Source organism: Micromonospora sp. NPDC048040 (genome assembly GCF_055587185.1).
Genome location: NZ_JBVJGT010000063.1, coordinates 19,277 through 38,554, shown reverse-complemented (window position 1 = coordinate 38,554; position 19,278 = coordinate 19,277). Strand labels below are relative to the sequence as shown.

The window sequence follows — 19,278 nt, the reverse complement described above, 5'->3', positions numbered from 1 at the left end:
TGGGCAGCAGTCAGCCTGCCGAACGCGGCGTGACCGATACAGCCAGCATCGAGCACGATCTGCAAGCTCGGCCCCTTCAGGGCCGAGAAGCTGACGTAGAGGCTGTACGCCTCCGCATTGCGGCCTGGTGCAGGGCCGACGGGGCTGCTGCCTCACGCCGTCGCTGCCGGGTCGCTGGCGACCCTGGCTGTGCGGCGGACCGGGGCGTCGGCCGCCGCAGGGGTCGCGTCGCCCAAGGCCGCAGCTGGTCACTTAGCCCGCCAAATCCGGCGAACCGGCCGACCAGCATGATCACGGTGGAAGGCCTCTGAGTCGGGTTGAGTGTCCGGGATCGTTTCCCACCATCGGTGGAGATGCGTGGGCGTTCAGGTGAAATCCTGCGCCCAGGGCTGCTCCTCGGGGCGCGTTGCGCCGCTGGTCGCCCTATCGTGACGGCATGCGTTCACCTGCCTCGGCAATGGTCGGTCGGGATGTCGAGTTGGCGGTCTTGCGAGAGCTGATTGCGGGGGTGGCTGAGGGCCGAGGCGGGATGGTGTGGGTGGACGGCGAACCCGGGATCGGGAAGTCGACCCTGATCTCGGCGGCGATAGATGAGGCAGCGCGGTTGGGGTGTGTGGTGTACGCGGGGTCTGCGCCGGAGTTGCTGCCGCCGTTTCCGTTGCAGGTGTTGCTGGATGCGCTGCTGGTGGGGCGGGATTCGGTGGATCCGTTGCGGGCGCCGTTGGTGAGGTTGTTGCGGGGGGAGGGAAGGACGGAGCTGGTGACGCCGCGAGATGTGGCGGCGTTGTTGGCCGAGCAGGTCCTGGCGTTGGTGGATCGGTTGTGTTCGGCGGCACCGGTGGTATTGGTGCTGGATGACGTGCAGTGGGCGGACGAGGCGAGCCTGTCGGTGTGGTCGCGGTTGGGTCGGACCGCCGCCCAGGCGCCGTTGCTGCTGGTGGCGGCGTGCCGGCCGCTGCCACGCCGGCCGGAAGTGGCCGCAACGCGGCGGGACCTCGTGGAGCAGGGGGCGACGGTGCTGCCGCTGGGAGCGTTGTCGGCACCTCAGGTGATCGAGGTGGTGGGCGAATTGGTGGGCGCGGTGCCGAGCGGGGCGTTGGGTGCGCTGACGGGGCAGGCGGGGGGAAATCCGCTTTATGCCCGCGAGGCGGTCGATGCATTGATCCGGGAGTCCCGAATCACCGTGGTGGCGGGAGTGGCCGAGTTGACGGGTGCGGGGGAGTGGCCGGGGTCGTTGCCGGAGGCGATCGGGCGGCGGTTGGGGTTCTTGCCGGAGCGGCCCCGGTCGGTGCTGGGGCTGGCGGCGGTGTTGGGTTCCGCGTTCACGGCCGATGACCTGGCGGTGGTCTCCGGGCAGCCGGCGACCGAGTTGATGGCCGTGGTGGATGAGGCGGTGGCGGGCGGGGTATTGGCGCCGTCGGGGAATCGGCTGGTGTTCCGGCACGGACTGATCCGGCAGGCGCTGTACGAGGCGATGCCGGCGAGTCTGCGGGCGGCGTTGCATCGGCAGGCGGCTCAGGCGCTGGCCGGCGCGGGGGCGCCGGTGGAGCGGGTGGCCGAGCAGTTGCTCGCCGGACCGGTGACAGCCGACGAGTGGATGATCGATTGGGTGGCCCGGGAAGCCGCAGCCTTGACCTACCGGGCGCCGCGGGTGGCAGTCGACCTGTTGACCCGGGTCCGCGGGGCGGTTGACGACGATCCGCGCCGGGAACGGCTGGATGCCGACCTGTCGGTCGCACTGTCGCAGCTTGGCGACAACAAGCAGGTCGAGCAGCTCGCCCGTCCGGTGCTGGCCTTCAGCCGCGATCCCGTGGTGGCCGCTCGGGTGGCCTGGACCCTCGGGTACGCGCTGATGCGCATGGGGCGGTACGAGCAGGCCGTTGAGGTCGCCGAGCACACGCTGAAGCGGCCGGAACTGCCAGCGGTCTGGACCGCCCGGCTGTACGCCCTGCGCGCCCTTGCGCTGATCGGCGTCGGGCGTTTCGACGAGGCTCGGGCGGCCGCCGCACGAGCCGAGGTCGAGGGGCACCAGGCCGGTGACCGGCTGGCGGTCGGATACGCCCTGCACGCCCTGGCCCTCATCGAGCACAACCAGCGGCGGGACGTGGCGGCGCAGGTGGCGCTCATCGATCGCGCGTTGGCGGTGTTGGGGGATGAACTGCCGGTCGCCGACCTGCGGCTGCTGGTGATGATCAACCGCGCGGGTGGCTTGGACAACCTGGGACGGCCCGCCGAGGCCGACGACGCCTTCGGCCAGGCCATGGTGTTCGCCGAACGTGCCGGCACTCCGCCCCGGCTGGCGCATCTGCGGGCGAAGATCGCAGACTACAGCTTCTACCGGGGGCGGTGGGACGAGGCGCTGGCGGAGCTGCAGGCTGCTACCGACCTGCCGATGGACATGACGTATCGGCTGGCCGGCCGCGGGGTGCGGGCGTTGATCGCGGTTCACCGCGACGACCTGCCGGCGGCCGAGCGGGAATTCCTCGGCGTCGAGGAGCTGACAAAACCCGGGAACGGCTTGCGTCTGTACGCCGACCTCCTGCTGGTTGCCTGGGCGTTGGCGGCCGAGCGCGAGGGCCGGCCCGCCGAGGCGCTGGTTCGCCTGCTGGCCGTGTTCGATCCCGAGGGGGACCGCGAGTTTCCGCAACTGACCCCGGACACGCCGATGTGGTTGGCCGAGGTGGTCCGCCTCGCGCTGATCTGCGGCGACCGTACCATCGCCACCGCCGCGGCCCGGGCAACCGGCGCCGCCCAGGGGCAGGCGCATCCCGCCACCACCGCTGCGGCCGGCTACTGCGCCGGCCTGCTGGCGGCCGACCCCGCAGGGATTCTTGCCGCCGCCGACACCTTCCACCGCATCGGCTACCCCCTGTTCGGCGCGCAGGCACTGGAGAACGCCGCCGTGCTGTACGCCGAACGCGGCGACGCGCTTGCGGCGCGGGCCGCGTACGCGCGGGCGGTCGAGGCCTACACGTCGCTCGAGGCGGCCTGGGACATCATGCGCACCGACGCCCGCCTACGGCCGTACGGCATCCGCCGCGGCCGCCGCGGACCGCGCCGCCGGCCCACCATCGGCCGGGAGGCCCTCACCGCCACGGAACGGAAGATCGCCGACCTCGTCACCGCGGGGCAGTCCAACCCTGACATCGCCGCCCAACTGTTCCTGTCCCGCCGTACCGTGGAAACCCACGTCTCCCATATCCTGGCGAAGCTCGGGGCCCATTCGCGGGTCGACATCGCCCGTGAGCTGGCGAGTTCGCAGTAGGACATGTACCACTGGTGTCCTGTGGGTGGCTGAGGCGCGCAGCGACGGGCAGTTGGCTGGGGTGTACTGCTCGTCGGTGAATGGGTGGCGGCGACCCGGGTCCTGTCTCATACGGCCGATCGTGGGTCACGATGCGGGACGAGGGCTCACCAGCAGGCGCGGGATCGTCCACGAGATGCCCGCGGTCTCGCGGAGTACCTTCCCGTCGTGGTCGAGTTGAACGTCGTCCGGCAGTCGGGTCAGCATTGCCACCAACACATCCTCCACGAACTACTCGGCGACCACCTCTCCTTGACAGCGATGCGGCCCTTGGCCAAACGCGAGGTGCGTAGGCCCGCAGCGGTGGGGACGGAGGGGGCGATGCCGTCCGACTGGGCTCAGCTTTCCGTGGTCATCTGCTTCTGAGTCCTTTCCCAAGAGCGTCCACATGGTTCGCCCAGGTCCGATGTGACCTGACAGCCCCGCGAAGCGGCCCGGTCCGGTGAGGGGCGTTCAGTAACTTTGTGACGGAATCATCATCCCTGAGCGGTTAGGAGCGTGATGTAGCCGGTGGAGTACACGGTTGTCGCTGCATTTGGTCCGAGCGTGACGCGTCCCGCCGGCACCTTTTTGGCGAACACGACGAAGTGGCGCTGGTCCTTGTCGTTGGTTGGGATGGTCATGTCAGTGCGTTTGAAGCCCTGCTGGTTCAGCCATGCCGGCCACCAGTTGGCCACCTCCGGTGCTCCGCGTCTGTCGAAGGCGACGTACACGGTGGCGTCGTGTGCGACATCGAAGACCAGGTAGTCCGCCGGGGAGGTCAGTCGCTTGTCGTCGCTGGCGCCGGGGATCAGCACTGCTCCGGTGAGCGGGTCGGGAAGGCTGGTGAAGACGGGCGGCCGGTCGACGAAATGCTTGGCACCTACCACCGCGGGGCGAACCGAATTCAGCTTCGACGGTTTGTGTACCTGGACGTCCTTCAGTTTGAGCGTTGGCCGTTTGCTCGGGGTGTTGGTTTTGGGCGTTGCGCTGGGCGCCTGCGGCCGTTTGCTCGGGGTGTTGGTTTCGGGCGTTGCGCTGGGCGCCTGCGTCTGGTCGCTCGGGGCGTTGGTTTCGGGCGTTGCGCTGGACACCTGTGGCCGGTGGCTCGGGGCGTTGTTCCCGTACACGAGCGCTACGCCCAGCAGGCCGAAGACCGCGACCAGCGCGACGCCGACGCGGGCGTTCGCGAGCCGTGACCATCGCGGTCGCGCCGGGGGCGGCACGTCCGCCGGGCCGGTGTCTCCGGTAGGGCCGCTGACCGGCTGCGTCGGCTTGGCCGGCGGTAGCGCCCGGTGCTTCGCGCCGCGCTCTGCCTTGCGGGCCGGCGCGCCCGCGGCTGCGGGCGCGGGCGTGACCGAACCGGCTACGTGTCGACTGACAACGCGGTGCTCGCCGCTGTCGCGCTTGGTCGCCGTGGGTGGAGCGCTGGTTTGGGCCGCTGTGGTGGTCGGTGTGGTGGGCGCGGGTCGTCGGGGTGTCGGGATGCCGCGCGGTGTGTGGGTGTCGGAGCTGAGCATGGCGGCGCCGAGCGCGACCGCGTGTTTCGGGTGGGTGTTGATCATGATTGGTCGGCGTAGTGTGTCTCGCAGCAGCTGGGTGACCAGGGGGATCTGGGACGATCCGCCGACCAGCAGCACGGCGGTGAGGTCCTGCAGGGTGATGCCGGCGGCGGTCAGGCTCCGCCGGAACGTCTCCATGGTGGTCTCCACGGACGGCGTGATCATCTGCTCGAACGTTTTCCGGGTCACGGTCACGTGCCGGACGGAGCCGGGTAGCGCCACCGTGATGTCCGCCTGCTCGCGGGTGGACAGTCCCTCTTTCGCGAGCATGCAGTCGCGTTGCACGGTGGCCAGGATCGAGGCGGTGCCGGGATCGGTCGGGTCCAGCGCGGTGATCGCACCGTCCAGCTCGCGGTCGACGTGGTCCACGATCGCCTGGTCGAAGTCGGCGCCGCCGAGCCATTCGATGCCTTCGGGGGTTCCGATGATCTCCAGCCCGTCGCGGCCGTTGCGGACCACCGCGCTGTCGAATGTGCCCCCGCCCAGGTCGTAGACCGCCAGCAGGCCGTCGGGGGGCAGTGGCTGGGTGGAGCAGTAGTACGTGGCCGCGGCCACCGGCTCCGTGGTGGTGATGACGGTCGGGCCGTCCGACCCGGCCACGGACCCCGGCTCGGCCTGCGGGCGGGGCAGGCCGGCCAGGTGCGGGATGGCGGCGAACTGCTCTCGCCGGTACGGGCCCCACACCGCCGGGTGGGTCAGCACGATCCGGTCGGGCGGGCCGCCCTGGGCCTGGCTGACGGTGTCCACCACGGAACGGAGCAGGGCGGCCATCAAGGCGGTGGGGGAGTACGGCGCTCCGTCCAGGATCACCGGGGTGGGATCACCGAGGCGGCGCTTGAACTCCCGCGCCGCCCGGCTGGGATCCTGCAGGCCGAGGCGGTCGGCCGCCTCACCGGTCAGCAGCGCGCCCTTCTCGTCAACGCAGGCCACCGACGGGGTGACGACCGCCTGCCCAGCCAGCGGCACCATGTCCAGGGCCCAGGCGGAGGCGGTCGCCGCGGCGGTGAAGCTGGTACCCAGGTCGATACCCACCCCGTACATACTCGAAGTCCCCTCGCCGAACCCACCGCCGCTACGATGCTTGATGTCGTAGTTGACATACGTAGGCGACCTCGTAACAGTTCAGATCGCGCCGTCACGATACGCCGCCGATTTCGGCGTAACAATTCGTCGGTGTTGACATCGGGAGGCGAGCTGTGGACGTTGCGGTGGCCGACGACGGCGCGCTGTTCCGGGAGGGGTTGCAGCTGCTGCTGTCCGCCGCGGGGCACCAGGTGGTCGGCTGCGTGGAGGACGGCGACCGACTGCTGGAGCTGTTGGCCCGTACCCCCGTCGACGTGGCCATCCTGGACATTCGGATGCCACCAGGCGCGGACGGCGGACTGCAAACCGCCCAGCGTATACGGGCGGAATACCCGGATGTCGGGCTGCTGCTGCTGTCCCAACACGCCGAGGCGCACTACCTGTTCCGGCTGCTGGAGATCGGCACCGAACGGATCGGGTACCGGCTCAAGGACCAGGTAGCCGGGGTGGGCGTGCTCGCCGATACGCTGGTGCGCATCGCCGCTGGTGAGATCGTGATCGAGCCGGCGCTGGCCGCCAACCTGGTGGACCGGCCGAGTCCCCCGGTACGGAGTGTGCTGGCCGATCTCACCGAGCAGGAACGCGCCGTGCTGCGACTCATGGCGGAAGGACGGTCGAACTCCGGGATTGCGACGGGATTGTTCCTGTCGGTCAAAACGGTCGAGAAGCGTATCGCGAGCATTTTTACCAAGCTGGACCTGTCGGCCGAGCCGACCGCGCACCACCGGCGGGTCCTGGCGGTGCTCGCGTACCTGCGCTCGAACCAGATGGCGGGCTAGGGGCCGTGTTCCGGACCGCAGGCGGCGAGCTGGCGCACCCGCCCCGCCCAGCCGGGCCCTTCGCCGCCCTGGTCCGGCTGGCGACCTCGGTTGCGCTGCCCGCGTCGGCCGGGCCGCAGGACCCGCTGGGTGGGTACCGACCGATCCTGCGTACGCTGCTGCGCGAGCTCGCCCAGGCCCACGCGGTGCGCTACGCGGCGCTGTGGTTGCCGGCAGAGACGGCACACGGCACCAGCACTCCACGATGGACACCCGTGGTCGCGTGGCGGCCCGGGCGCTGGGTGCGGGGCGCGCTGCCGTACCCGGTAGCCGACCCGGACCTGCTGCTGGGCGCGGCCGGTGTGGTCGCGACCGCGGATGTGACCGACGGCGGGGTCCGGTACGGGGTGCTGGTGCTGGCACACCCGGAGGATCCTCGGTATCCGCTGGCCACGGCGGTGCCGCTGGGCGAGACAGCGGTCTGCGTCGGCCTGCTGCTGCGCCAGGCGGGCCACCACGCGGCCAGCACCGCCGTGCGGGCCCGGGCCGACCGGGTGGTACAGCGCGTCAGCGCGACCCAGCTGGAGCTGCTCACCGTACAGGCGGTGGAGCGCGACCGGCTCGCCAGCGCGGTCACCGCGACGCCCGGCCGGCAGCTGCGGGCGATCCTGGACCGCACCGCGGACCTGGAGCGGGCGCTGCGCGCCGGCTCACCACAGGCCACGGCGATCGCCGGCGACATCCGGGCCGGGCTGGGCGAGATGATCGAGCAGTTCCGGTCCGTTGTCCGCGGGGTGTACCCGCAGGTGCTGCGCAGTACCGGCGTGCGCGCGGCGCTGGAGGAGGTCACCGCGGCGCTGCCGGTACCGGTGGTCTTTTGTGGCGAACTGGGCCGGCGCCCGGGCTGGGAGGTCGAGTCCGGGCTGTACCAGGCCGGTGCGTCCGCGGCGGCTGCGCTGGGCGCCAGCGGCGGCGAGCAGCCGGTGCACCTGGAACTGGGCCGGTCCCACGGCGTGCTGACGATCCGCGCGCAGCGGACCGACGCCGAGCCGGCCCGGGTCGCCGCGGCGCTACGGGACGACTCCCGGCGGCTGGCCGCGCTGGGCGGCCGGCTGCGGGTGGATCGGGCCGGTCGGGGCGCGCCGACCGTGGTCGACATCCTGCTGCCGGAGCGGCTCGGCGGCGACTGGCCGGAGCCCGCGCGTACCGCCCCGCCGGAGCCGGCCGGGCCGCAGCCGGGCGAGGCCGACGTCGCCGCACCCGAGCTGCCGGCCGGTGTTTCCGCGCGCCGCCTGCTGACTCTGCTCGTGACCAGCCGGGAGGCGCCCACGGACAGCCCGCCGTTACGGGTCGCGGTCGACCGGCAGGACGGTCAGACCCGGGTGGTGGTGGTCGGGGCCTCGGCACCTGAGCTGGTGTCAGTGCTGTACGGGCCGGCCGGTGCCGCCCGACGGGAGTCGCCGGTCGGGGTGGTCCCGCCGACCGGTTACCAGTACCAGCCGTACCCGCGGATCACGCTGGACCCGGCTCGCGGGGCAGCGCCGTGGCGGCCGGTCCGGCTTCCCGACTGGTCCGGCGCCGCGTGGCCGGGCGTAGCGGCCGGGGTGGACCGGATCCTGGTGGAGGGACCCGTGGACGCGCTGCGCGGGCTGCGGCTGCTGCACCACCGCGACCGGGTCGACGCCGACCTCGCGGCCCGGCTGCGCCGCTGGTCGGGTACTGCCGACGGGCCCCCCGACGCGGTCGTGCTGGTGCTGTCCAGGCCGGCCAGCGCGGCGGAGTCGGAGTTCCTGACCGCCCTGCGGGCGCCGGGCGGGGACGGATTCTCCCCGGTGGCGATCTGCGCGCTGGAGGAGGGTACCGCCGCGATGGCGGGATCACCGCAGCTGGGGTCGATGTGCGACACGATCGTGGACTGGCGTGCGGCCCCGGGCGGCGGTACCGCGGTCGAGGCGGCGCTGCGCACCCGGGTACGCGCCTGGGCGGGGGTACTGGCCGCCCGGTGGGCGCTGCGCGCACTGGTGGCCTGCCTGGCCGCCGGGCAGCTGGACGACCAGTTCGCCCGGGCGGTGGAGGCGGCCGTCGCGGGCGCGCACGAGGTGGCCGAGCTGGACCTGCTGCAGGCGTTGCAGGACCGGCGGATCCGGCTGCCGCGTGGGCACGACGAGGCGCTGCGACTGCTCGGCGCGCACGGTCCGGACTCGCGGTCCCGGCTAGGCCTGACCGGCGACGCCGGCTCGGGGCAGGTGACCCAGGCCGCGACCCGGGCGCTGGTGTTCTGGCGTACCCAGGCAATGGCGCCGGACTCGGGACCGGCCGGACGCAGTGCGTGCGCGCTGCTGGTACGGGCGTGCGAGCGGCTGCTCACCGACGGCGCCGAGTGACCGGCGCGAGGCACGGGGTGGGCGGCTCGGCGGGACGGCTCAGATCGCCACGAACCCGCTGACCCGGGTACCAGTGGTCGGGCTCGACCGTACCGTCAACGTGCCGTCGACCGAGGCCAGACGGGCGGCGAGCTGGCGCAGCGGCATCCGCCCGTCGGTGTCGAAGCCCGGCCCGGTGTCGGCCACCTCGAAGCTCAGGCCCCGGGGGGAGGCACGCAGCGTCAGCGTGACCGCGGCGCCCGGGGCGTGCTTGTGCGCGTTGCTGACCGCCTCCAGGCAGGCCAGGTAGACGGCGGTTTCCACCGCGGGCGGGTACCGATGGCCGGCCAGTTGCGGGTCGATGTCCAGGGTGACCGTGTCGAGCGTGCCCAGCCGGGCCGCCAACGCGGTCACCAGACCGTGGTCGGCCAGCGGTGCCAGCAGGCCTGTCGCGGTGGTGTGCAACACCTCCTCGGTGCTGGCCAGCAGCTCCCGCAGCCGGTCGAGGTGCCGGCCCGCCTCGGCGGCGTTGCCGGCGCCCAGTTGGTGTTCCACCATGGCCAGCGACATCTGCAACGCGACCATGTGGTGCTGGGCGCCGTCGTGCAGGTCGCGCTCCAGTTGGTGCCGCTGGTGCTCCATCTCGCCCGCGGCCCGCAGCCGGGCGTCGGCCAGCAGCAGGTCGCTCTGGCCGATCAGCCTCTCGGCGCTGCCGGTGATCAGCTGGGCCTGGATGTCGCTGACCAGCAGGCGGGTCACCGCGTGTAGCTCGGGCCACCGGCGCAGCCGCTCGGCTGCCGCCGGCGGCTCGATCACGAGGTCGGCCAGGACGTGCTCGCCGTCGGACAGCCGAATCGGCGCCGCCCCGGTCACGGGTATCGCCGCCTCGGCGCCGGTAGCGGTCCACCGGTAATCCTGAACGGTGTGTTCAGTCGCCGTGTCCGTGTCGTGGCCCGCCGGTAGGGGCAGCCACAGCGCAATGGTGACCGTGGCGGCCTCCAGGCATCCACCCAGCGCCCGGGCCAGGGCATCGGCCTGCACTCCCGGCAGCGGCCGACCCGGCAGGCCGTGCACCGCGTCGACCACCCGTGCCACCTTGTCCGACGGGCCCGGCACCGGAGATGGCCCGTCGGGTCGCTGCGTCGAGCGGCGCATGCCCGTCACTGTAGACGGCTTCGGTCGCGTCGGCTGACCCGGCTCGTGGGCCGCGGCGGCCCGCCGCCACGGTAGCCTCCAGGGGCTCAAGCGGCGCAGAGCAGGTGGTTGGCCGTTGCCTTGCGGGCCGCCCGCAGCGCGTAGTGCACCCGGCTCTTGACCGTGCCGACCGGCACCCCGAGCGTTGCGCTGATCTCGGCCGCGGTCCGGCCGTTCAGGTAGGTCTCCACCAGCGCGGCCTGGTGCTCCGGCCACAGCCCGCGCAGCACCTGCTCGACCAGCAGGGAGTCCACCACGACGGCCATCGGGTCCGCCGTGGCCACCTCGGCGGCGTTCTCGATGTCCACCTCGGTCGGCCGGGCCTTCTTCATGCGGTACCCGTCCATCACCAGGTTGTGCACCACCCGGCGTAGCCAGCCCAGCACCGACCCGCGGTCGGCGGTGAGCTGGTCCAGGTGCGTCCACGCCCGCAGGAACGCCTCCTGCACCACGTCCTCGGCGCGCCCGGTGTCGCCGTCGGTCAGCCGCTGCGCGTACCTCAGCAGCGGCTGCTGGTAGGTGTCCATCAGTTCACGCAGGCGGGAACCGCTTTCCAGCGCGCTGCTGTGTCGCTTGCTCTGCACCCGTTCGGCCATGCCATGACAGTGCCGTCGCGGGCCGGTCGCTCGACATGGTGCGGCCCCTGCTCCTGCGGGTGACACCCCTCGGGTCGGAGAGGGTTATCCCTACGCCCGCGCCGGTTTCGGCGGCCCACGCCGTGCCGCCGCCGGTTTGCCTGTTGACCGGTGAACCCGACGGTGCCGCGGTGCCGTACCCCATGTGGACGACCTCGCGCCCCGCGGCGGTAGGCGAGCGGCGACGGTCGTCGGCACTGCCGCGACGGCCGGTACCGGGGCCGGGCGGCGGCCCGAGTGACGGCGCCGTGGCGCCCCGACCGAAGAGGTGGGCATGCAGGAGACGGGCTTTCCGGCGGTGGGCATCGGGATCACGACGCACAACCGGGGCGCCGTGTTCCGTACCGCGTTGGAGGCGATCCGCAAGTACGCGCCCAGCGGCGCCGCGATCGTCGTGGTCGACGACGCCAGCGACGAGCCGGTGGAGGAGGCGACGTTCCGCTTCGACAGCAACGTCGGCATCGCACGGGCCAAGAACAAGTGCCTGGAACTGCTGGTCGAGCGGGGCTGTACGCACCTGTTCCTGTTCGACGACGACTGCTGGCCGGTCGCGGACGGCTGGGAGCGGCCATACGTCGACAGTCCCGAGCCGCATCTGATGTACATCTTCACCGACACCCCGCGTGGGCGGCTGACCGACTCGATGGAGATCTACCGGGACGCGCAGCTTCGGGCGTACACCCATCCCCGCGGCTGCATGCTCTACCTCGAGCGGCGGGTGCTGGACCGGGTGGGCGGGTACGACACCCGGTACGGCCGGTGGGGGTACGAGCACGTGGACCTGTCCAACCGGATCTACAACGCCGGCCTGACCTCGTTCCGGTTCGCCGACGTGGTCGGCAGCGGAGACCTCATCTTCAGTTGCGACGAGCGCACCAAGGTCGGCTCCAGCGTGTCGGACATCGAGCGCTTCCACCTGGTGCGTAACCTCAAGACCCGGTCGGAGGCCAGCTACACCTCGGCCGAGTACCGCGAGTTCCGCACCGTCCCGGTCGGTGCGGCGGCGGCGCAGAACGTGGTGCTGACCACGTACCTCACCGCGCAGCCCGACCCGCAGCGCGGCACCACCTGGACCCCGAACTACGACGATCTGGCCGAGTTGCGCCGCTCTGTCGAGCGGCACGGGCGGCGGCTGGTGGTGCTGCACGACTGCCTCGACGAGCCGGACACCGACCTGGTCACGCACGTCCGGGTGGCGCCGGGCGGGGAGGTCAGCTCGCCGTACTTCCACCGCTGGCTGTGCTGGTGGCGGTACCTGCGCGAGCACCCCGAGATCGACCAGGTGTGGTGCGTCGACGGTACCGACGTGGAAATGCTGCGCGATCCGTTCCCGGAGATGGACGACCGGCTGTACGTGGGCGACGAGCCGGCGCCGCTGTGCATTCCGTGGATGGTGTATCAGCACGGCGGCAGCGCCAAGCTGTTGCAGTTCCTGTCCGACAACCGGGGTATCCCGCTGCTCAACTGCGGGCTCACCGGCGGCCGGCGGGAAACGGTGCTGGAATTCTGCCGGGACATGTTCGACTTCTGCGTCACCAACGCGCGGGAGGCCGGCCCGCTCGACATGGGGCCGTTCAACTATGTGGCCCGCACCTGGTACGCGGGAATGATCGTGCACGGCCGCCAGGTCAGCACGGAGTTCCGTAAGGACGACCGGACCAGCACCGAGTCGTGGTGGCGGCACAAGTAGTCGTATCCGGCCGCGGCAGGCGTGAACCCTGCTGGTGCACGAGGCGTGCCACAGATGAACCCTGGACGGGGTGAAGGAGGGCGGTGACCGTGGACGTGGACACGGACCTGGATGTGGCACCGGAGACGACCCGGGACGCCGAGCGTGACGAGACCATGCACGCGTTGCTGCTGCGGTTGGCCGGCTCGCTGCCGGACCGGGTGCTGACCGACGCGCGGGAGGCGCTGGCCGCCGGCCGGCGGCTGGACGTCGTACAAACGATCGCCTTCGAGGCGGTCTCCCAGCCGCTGCAACTGGACGCCGACGAGATTGCGGCCCTGCGCGAGGAGCTGGCACTCAGCGGCGGGGACCTCGACCTCGGCCTGGCGCTGGAGGAGCTGCGCGGCGAACGTCCGCCGGCACCGTGGCAGTTCCTGTCGGACCTGCCGACCACACAGGAAGAACTGGAGTGGGTGGTGCGCCCACAGGACCGCACCGCTGACCCGGCCGACACCCTCGACCCGGTGGACCAGGCGCTGGTGGCCGCGGTGTCGGCAATCCCGGCGGTACGCGGGGTGTGGCGGGCGTGGCGGCTGCCGCCCAGCGCCCGGCCCTGGCAAGACCCGATACGGGTGGCCGTGGTCAGCGTCGAGAGCGCCATGGACGGGCTCGCCGCATTCGGCGTCGAATTGCGACAGAGAATGGTCGAGGCCGGAGACCCCGAGGCCCAGGTCGAGGTCTGCTGGGCCGGAGGAGCGCCGTATTATCAGACCCTGGCCCGCTCGTCCGGCGCCCTGCTGTGGGCGGCACGGCCGGCCGTGCCGGTGGCCACCGCCCGGCTTTTCGACGGCGTCGATCCGGAACGCGGCCCGTGGTTCGCCAGCAACCGGCCGGTGGTCTCCGACGCCACGGAACGCGATAACCTGCTCGACGCGCTGCGCGGGGGGATGGTCATCGCGTGGAGCAGCGGCGCGATGGCCGACATCCTGGCCCCGGAGCGGGGCGACGTGGTACCGATGCACCTGCGTACCGACGGGACCTGGGTGTGGAGCGAGGCGGTCGCCTACTACCTGGAGAACTACGGCCTGGCGCCGGATCCGCAGTTGGCCGCGCACCTGGCCGAGAACGGGCGCGTCGAGCTCCTGGACGAGGTCTCCGTGCACCGTGCCCTGGTGCACCTGTGCCGGCCCGACCCCGGGGCGATGGTCTTGCGGCGGGTATCCGACGCCGAAGACGACCCCGTCCCACTGGCCGACGCCCCCTCGTCCGAAGTCCCATCGCCTGCCGGCGTAGCACCGGCGGACGCGGGGCTGTGGGCCGCGGCGCCCGGGGCCATACCGGATGGCGGTACGCACCGGCCGGTGCAGCCGTGACCGAGTTGCTCGCCCCGTGGCAGCGGGCACGCCTGCCGTTGTCCTGGAAACTTTCACAGTCAGCCGAGGGCGCTCCGGCCGGGCAGCAGGTGGCGCGGTACCTGCGCCAGGCGTCGAAGGCGGTGGGTGCCGCCGTGGCGCGCATCCTGCCGGGCGCCGGTTTGCGAGTACCGGTGCTCGAACTGGGGCCGTGGGAGGCCCCGGGATCGGTCACCCCCGGCCCAGCGGGTTGGTTCGCGCTCGCGGCCGAGGCCGGCCGGTCCGGCTTCCAACTGGGCGGCCGGCCGTTGGACGCCGCCGACATGGCCCAGGCGATCTGGCACTGCCCCCGGTGGCGGGGTCGGCCGGTGCTGCTGGTTACCCAGCGGTCGGCGCCGGCCGACGGGGCCGGGCAGATCCTGCACCAGATCGCGGTCGACCTGGGGGCACCGGTCTACGCCTCGGACGCCGAGATCCAATTCACCTTCGGGCGCGCCTCCACGAGTGGGCTGTTCTGGTGCTGGCGCCCGGACGGCGGGGACGAACCGGAGCCGGCGGGTGACCTGCTGCCCCCACTTGGGCCGGTACGCGCCCGCCCCACCCCGACCGGCGGGGCGTCCGGCCGCAACCGGAACCGCCAGCCGCCGTCCCCGGTGTCGTCGCCCCCGCCCGGGCCGGCACCGCCGCCAGTGACCACCGATCCGGGGACCGCCCTGTCGCTCGCCGACTCCGCGGCGACCGCGTCACGCGCTGCGGCACAGGAATCCGGGCCCGCGATTTCTTCGGGGGTGGAAGCGGCGCTGGGGGTGCGCGGCCTGGCCGTTCCGGTGATCGAGGTCCCCCGGCCCGACCTCAGCGTTCGGCGCATGGTGCTGCCCGAGTTCCAGCCGCCCCGGCTGGAGCTGGACACCTGCCGGCCGCTGGCGGCCTCCTCGACTGCCGCCGTCCCGACTGCCGCGGTGGCCACCGTCGCCCCTGCCGCCCCGGCGACCGCCCCGGACACCACCGATGGCCCGGCGGCCGGCGCGGACGCCGGCCCGCCGCCGGCGCCACGCGCCGACCGACCGGGGGCGGCGTGGTTCGGGGTATGCGCTCGCACCGACGAGGCGGATCGGGAGCGGTTGCGTACCGTGCTGGGCTGGAAGTTCCAGGCACACTCCCGGACGGTGACCCGTGCGCTGTCGCTGCACCCGGGGCTGCGCAGCGCGGTCGGCGAGCACGACATGATGGCCGGGCTGGTCGCGGTGCTGGCCCTGCTCAACGGAGTGGGCGAGCGGGTCAACGGCGCGCTGCGCGGTGGGGGCACGCCCGACGAGGACGTCCAGTTGCTGGCCCGATGCGCCTGCGCGGGGCTGAAACAACTGCCGGCCATCGGGGGCCCCGTCTTCGCCGCGGTGCCCGCCGGGCTGGAGGTGACAGGCCGGTACCGTACCGGAGAACTGCTGGTGGAGCCGGCGTTCACCACGGTGTCGGTGAACGGCGGCACCGAGGGCGGCGCTGGCCGCTACGCGATCTGGTCGGCCACCGCGCGGCGGCTGGACCACCTGGGCGTCCCGGGCGGGCCGGATGCGAAAGCCGGGCGGGCCATGTTCGCCGCCGGTGCCCGATTCGCGGTGCTCGGCGTCGACGAGGGGCCGGACGGCGCGCCGTGCGTACTGCTCAGGGAGATCGTCTTCGGACACCACGAACGCGGGCTCGACGAGCGGGTGGCCGGCAAGCTGCGCGACGCGCTCGCCGCACAGTCGCAACGCGCGGCGCCCGCGCCGCTGCCGTGGCCGCTGGGCTTCGCGGCCGACGGCCGCCCGTTCGCGCTCCAGCCCCGACCGGCCGGCGACAGCCATGAAGGAGTTAATTCGTGACCACCAGCGTGCTGTCGGTGTCGGCCAGGGACACCGGTTGCCTCACCGACATCTCCCGGGCCCTGGACTCGGCGACGCCCGGCGACACCGTTGCGGTACGCCCTGGCGTCTACCGCGAGGCGCCGCTGTTCCGCCGGGATGTCGTCCTGGTCGCCGAGGACGGCCCGGGCACCGTCACCATCGAGGTACCCACGGGCGGGGCCATCCTGGCTGCCGGTGGCGAGATCCTGATCCAGGACATCGCCATCCGCGGCGGCGACGAGCGGATGCCGCTGTTCCAGGTGGCCGCCGGCCGGGTCCGCCTGGAGGCGTGCACCATCGACGCCACGGCGCCGGCCGCGATCCACGTGCGCGGCGGCGCCATGGCGATGCGTGGCGGCGCGATCAGTAACTCCGGCGGCGCCGGCATCGTCCACGAGGCCGGCGCGGGCGAGTACACCGGCGTGCACGTACATGACATCGCCAAGTACGCGATCCTGGCGTCCGGGTCGAGTGCCCCGGTGTTCCGGGACTGCACGCTCACCGGGATCGCGGAGGCGGCGCTACTGGCCGTGGGCGCCAGCGCCCCGCGCCTGGAGAGCTGCCGCGTCGACGAGGTCGGCCAGTACGCCGTCGTGGCGCAGCAGGCCGCCCGGCCGTACCTGGCGGGGACCACGGTGCTCGGCGGCGAGGTCGGGCTGCTCGCCAGCGACGAGGCGGCCCCGGTGCTGGACCGCTGCGAGATCCTGGACACCCGGGTGCACGCCGTGGTGACCATGGCGCAGGCGGCGCCCGCGCTCTCCGACACGGTCATCACCCGGGCCCGCGGCCACGGCCTCGACTGCCGGGGTGCCTCCCGGCCGAAGCTGACCAACTGCGAGGTGCGCGACTGCGGCGCGGCCGGGGTGGTGGTCAACGACGCGGCGGCGCCGCACCTCACCGGAGGGACCGTGGCGGGCTGCGCCGACGCGGGCGTGTTCCTGACCGGCCGGTCGACGGCGCGGCTGGACGGGGTCGGGGTACGCGACGTCCCCATCGGTGTGGCGATCGAGCAGGAAGCCGCGCCGCGACTGCACAGCCTGTCCATCGAGGGCGTCCGGTACGGCCTGCACGCGACCGGCGGTGCCGGCCAGTTTTCCGACGGCCAGATCACCGGAGCGCGGGCCGCCGGGGCGAAGCTCGCCGAGAGCGCGGCCACCGTGCTGTCCAACTCCCGGCTCACCGGCTGCCGGGTCGGCGTGGAGGTGGCCGGAACCGCCCGCCCCACACTGTCCTCCGTGGCTGTGGAGGAGTCGGCCGGGGCTGGTGTGCTGACCGGTGGCCCCAGCGCGGTCACCCTGTCCCGCAGCCGGATCAGCGGCAGCCGCGGTCCGGGGATCCGGGCCGGCGCCGGCAGCACCATCACCGCGGCGGACTGCGAGATCGTGGGCAATCAGGGCCCGGGTGTCGTGGTGGAGACCGATGCGCCGGTGCGGCTTCGCGGCGGGGTGGTGCGCGGCAACGGCGGCGTCGCCGTGGACGCGCCGAGCCCGACCGCCGCGGTCGAACTGTCCGACGTCGACACCGGCCACAACGGACGCCCGATTTCTCTCCCGCCGCCCGGGGCCGGGCGACCGGATGCGCCGCCGGCCGGCGGCGCCCCGGGATCCGTTCCCGCCCCGACCGGAGGTACCGGGTCGGGTGTCGCCCCGCCCGGGAACCCGTCCGGCACCCGCCCGCCGGTCCCTGCGCCGTCCGTCGGGCCGCCCGGTCCCGTGGTACCCGCCGGCGGCGGTCCCGGCGCCGGCGCACCCGGTGACGGGCCGAGTGCCGGGACGCCGGGTGCCGGGGCGCCGGGTGGTGGCGGGGAAGCGGACGGGCCGGTGGCCGCGCTGCTGCGCGAACTGGACGGGCTGGTCGGCCTCGCCGGGGTCAAGCACGAGGTGGCCACCCTGGTCGGGCTCAACCAGATCGCCAAGCGTCGCCGGGAAGCGGGGCTGCACGTACCGCCCATGTCTCGGCATCTGGTCTTCGCCGGGCCACCCGGCACCGGCAAGACCACTGTGGCCCGCATCTTCGCCCGGATCCTGGCCACCCTCGGGGTGCTCTCCAGCGGGCAACTGGTGGAGGTGTCCCGTAGCGATCTGGTCGCCGAGCACGTCGGCGGCACCGCGGTGAAGACCACGGCCCGGTTCGAGGAAGCCCTGGGCGGGGTGCTGTTCATCGACGAGGCGTACACGCTCTCGACCGGTGGGGGCGGCGGCGGCCACGACTTCGGCCGGGAGGCCATCGACACCCTGGTCAAGCTGATGGAGGACCACCGTGACGAGGTGGTCGTGGTGGTCGCCGGGTACACCCCGAACATGCGTACCTTCCTGGCCGCCAACCCGGGCCTGGAGTCCCGCTTCGCCCGTACCATCCAGTTCGACAGCTACTCCGACGACGAACTGGCCGAGATCGTCGAGCGGCTCTGCCGCGCCCACCACTACGCGCTGGAGTACGAGACGCGGCAGGCCCTGGTCCGCCACTTCAGCGAGCTGGCCCGCAACGAGACGTTCGGCAACGCCCGCGTGGCCCGGCAGGTCTTCGAGGACATGCTGGGGCGCCAGGCGTACCGGCTGTCGAGCACCCCGCAGGCCTCGGACCTCGAACTGGCCCGGCTGCTGCCGGAGGACCTGGGCGAACAGGCGGCCGGGCCGTCGGCGCCGGCCGGCGTGGCGCAGGCCGTCCAGGACCTGCTCGGGCGGCTGAACTCGATGGTCGGCCTGGACGCGGTCAAGCGCGAGGTGACCGACGTCATCGACCTGATCGCCTCCACCGAGGCCCGGACCCGGGCCGGCCTGCCCACCCCGACGATCTCCCGGCACCTGGTCTTCGCCGGGCCGCCCGGCACCGGCAAGACCAGCGTGGCCCGGCTGTACGGCCAACTGCTCAACGCGATGGGCGTGCTGCGCACCGGCCAGCTCGTCGAGGTCTCCCGGGCCGACCTGGTCGGCGAGTACGTCGGGCACACCGCCGTCAAGACCACCGACGTGTTCAACCGGGCGCGCGGCGGTGTGCTGTTCATCGACGAGGCGTACGCGCTGACCGGCCAGGGCCACGACTTCGGTCGGGAAGCCATCGACACGCTGGTGAAGCTGATGGAGGACCACCGGGACGACATCGTGGTGATCGCGGCCGGGTACACCGGGGACATGCACCGGTTCCTGGCCAACAATGCGGGGCTGGCCTCCCGGTTCAGCCGGCAGATCCCGTTCGAGTCGTACACCTCCTCGGAGCTGGTGTCCATCCTGCAGACGCTGGCCCGCGACGGCGGCTTCGACTTCAGCAACGACAGCATTCCCCTGCTGTACGAGCACTTCGAGAGCCTGACCCGGGACGAGACCTTCGGCAACGGCCGGTACGCCCGCCAGTTGCTCGAACGCACCATGACCAAGCAGGCCAACCGGTTGCGCGGCGCCGCCGCACCGACCGTCGAGGAGATGCGCCAGTTGCACGCGGCCGACGTGCGGGCGGCCATCGCGGCCTGACCCGCTGCCCTGGTTACGGAAGAAGGTGCTTG

The 19,278-nt window shown here is 72.7% G+C and carries 11 protein-coding genes; 7 read left to right on the top strand and 4 right to left on the bottom strand.

The features are described 5' to 3' along the window. Positions 1-436 precede the first annotated feature (436 nt). Positions 437-3,265, top strand: a complete 2,829-nt coding sequence (locus tag ACZ6O2_RS31940) for an AAA family ATPase (protein WP_466025537.1) — start codon at positions 437-439, stop codon at positions 3,263-3,265. Between the two features lie 126 nt (positions 3,266-3,391). Here ACZ6O2_RS31940 and ACZ6O2_RS31935 read toward each other — a convergent pair whose 3' ends face one another. Both ACZ6O2_RS31935 and ACZ6O2_RS31930 read right to left on the bottom strand, forming a co-directional pair. After that, positions 3,392-3,517: a hypothetical protein gene (locus ACZ6O2_RS31935; RefSeq protein ID WP_466025536.1), complete on the bottom strand. Its 126-nt coding sequence runs from the start codon at positions 3,515-3,517 to the stop codon at positions 3,392-3,394. 263 nt (positions 3,518-3,780) lie between these two features. Further along, a complete protein-coding gene (locus ACZ6O2_RS31930; RefSeq protein ID WP_466025535.1) occupies positions 3,781-5,877 on the bottom strand; it encodes an Hsp70 family protein in 2,097 nt (698 codons plus the stop codon). Between the two features lie 176 nt (positions 5,878-6,053). Between ACZ6O2_RS31930 and ACZ6O2_RS31925 the strand changes: the two genes are divergently transcribed. Further along, positions 6,054-6,707: a response regulator gene (locus ACZ6O2_RS31925; protein WP_466025534.1), complete on the top strand. Its 654-nt coding sequence runs from the start codon at positions 6,054-6,056 to the stop codon at positions 6,705-6,707. Positions 6,708-6,712: 5 nt separating this feature from the next. Next, positions 6,713-9,070 (top strand): sensor histidine kinase, encoded by a 2,358-nt coding sequence (locus tag ACZ6O2_RS31920; RefSeq protein WP_466025533.1) that lies wholly within the window; start codon positions 6,713-6,715, stop codon positions 9,068-9,070. Positions 9,071-9,109: 39 nt separating this feature from the next. On the opposite strand, the gene ACZ6O2_RS31915 is transcribed toward ACZ6O2_RS31920, so the two are convergent. Both ACZ6O2_RS31915 and ACZ6O2_RS31910 read right to left on the bottom strand, forming a co-directional pair. Further along, a complete protein-coding gene (locus tag ACZ6O2_RS31915; protein WP_466025532.1) occupies positions 9,110-10,204 on the bottom strand; it encodes a sensor histidine kinase in 1,095 nt (364 codons plus the stop codon). An 86-nt stretch (positions 10,205-10,290) separates the two neighbouring features. After that, positions 10,291-10,839: a sigma-70 family RNA polymerase sigma factor gene (locus ACZ6O2_RS31910; RefSeq protein WP_350711280.1), complete on the bottom strand. Its 549-nt coding sequence runs from the start codon at positions 10,837-10,839 to the stop codon at positions 10,291-10,293. 313 nt (positions 10,840-11,152) lie between these two features. On the opposite strand from ACZ6O2_RS31910, the gene ACZ6O2_RS31905 reads away from it, so the two are divergent. From ACZ6O2_RS31905 to ACZ6O2_RS31890, 4 genes are all read left to right on the top strand, one after another. After that, the gene (locus ACZ6O2_RS31905; protein ID WP_466025531.1) at positions 11,153-12,568 is read left to right on the top strand and encodes a glycosyltransferase family 2 protein; all 1,416 of its coding nucleotides are present in this window, start codon (positions 11,153-11,155) and stop codon (positions 12,566-12,568) included. Positions 12,569-12,651: 83 nt separating this feature from the next. Then, positions 12,652-13,920: a hypothetical protein gene (locus tag ACZ6O2_RS31900; protein WP_466025530.1), complete on the top strand. Its 1,269-nt coding sequence runs from the start codon at positions 12,652-12,654 to the stop codon at positions 13,918-13,920. Further along, positions 13,917-15,758: a hypothetical protein gene (locus tag ACZ6O2_RS31895; protein WP_466025529.1), complete on the top strand. Its 1,842-nt coding sequence runs from the start codon at positions 13,917-13,919 to the stop codon at positions 15,756-15,758. The genes ACZ6O2_RS31900 and ACZ6O2_RS31895 overlap by 4 nt, the downstream gene beginning before the upstream one ends. After that, positions 15,755-19,246 (top strand): right-handed parallel beta-helix repeat-containing protein, encoded by a 3,492-nt coding sequence (locus ACZ6O2_RS31890; protein WP_466025528.1) that lies wholly within the window; start codon positions 15,755-15,757, stop codon positions 19,244-19,246. Before ACZ6O2_RS31895 ends, ACZ6O2_RS31890 begins: the two co-directional genes overlap by 4 nt. Positions 19,247-19,278 lie beyond the last annotated feature (32 nt).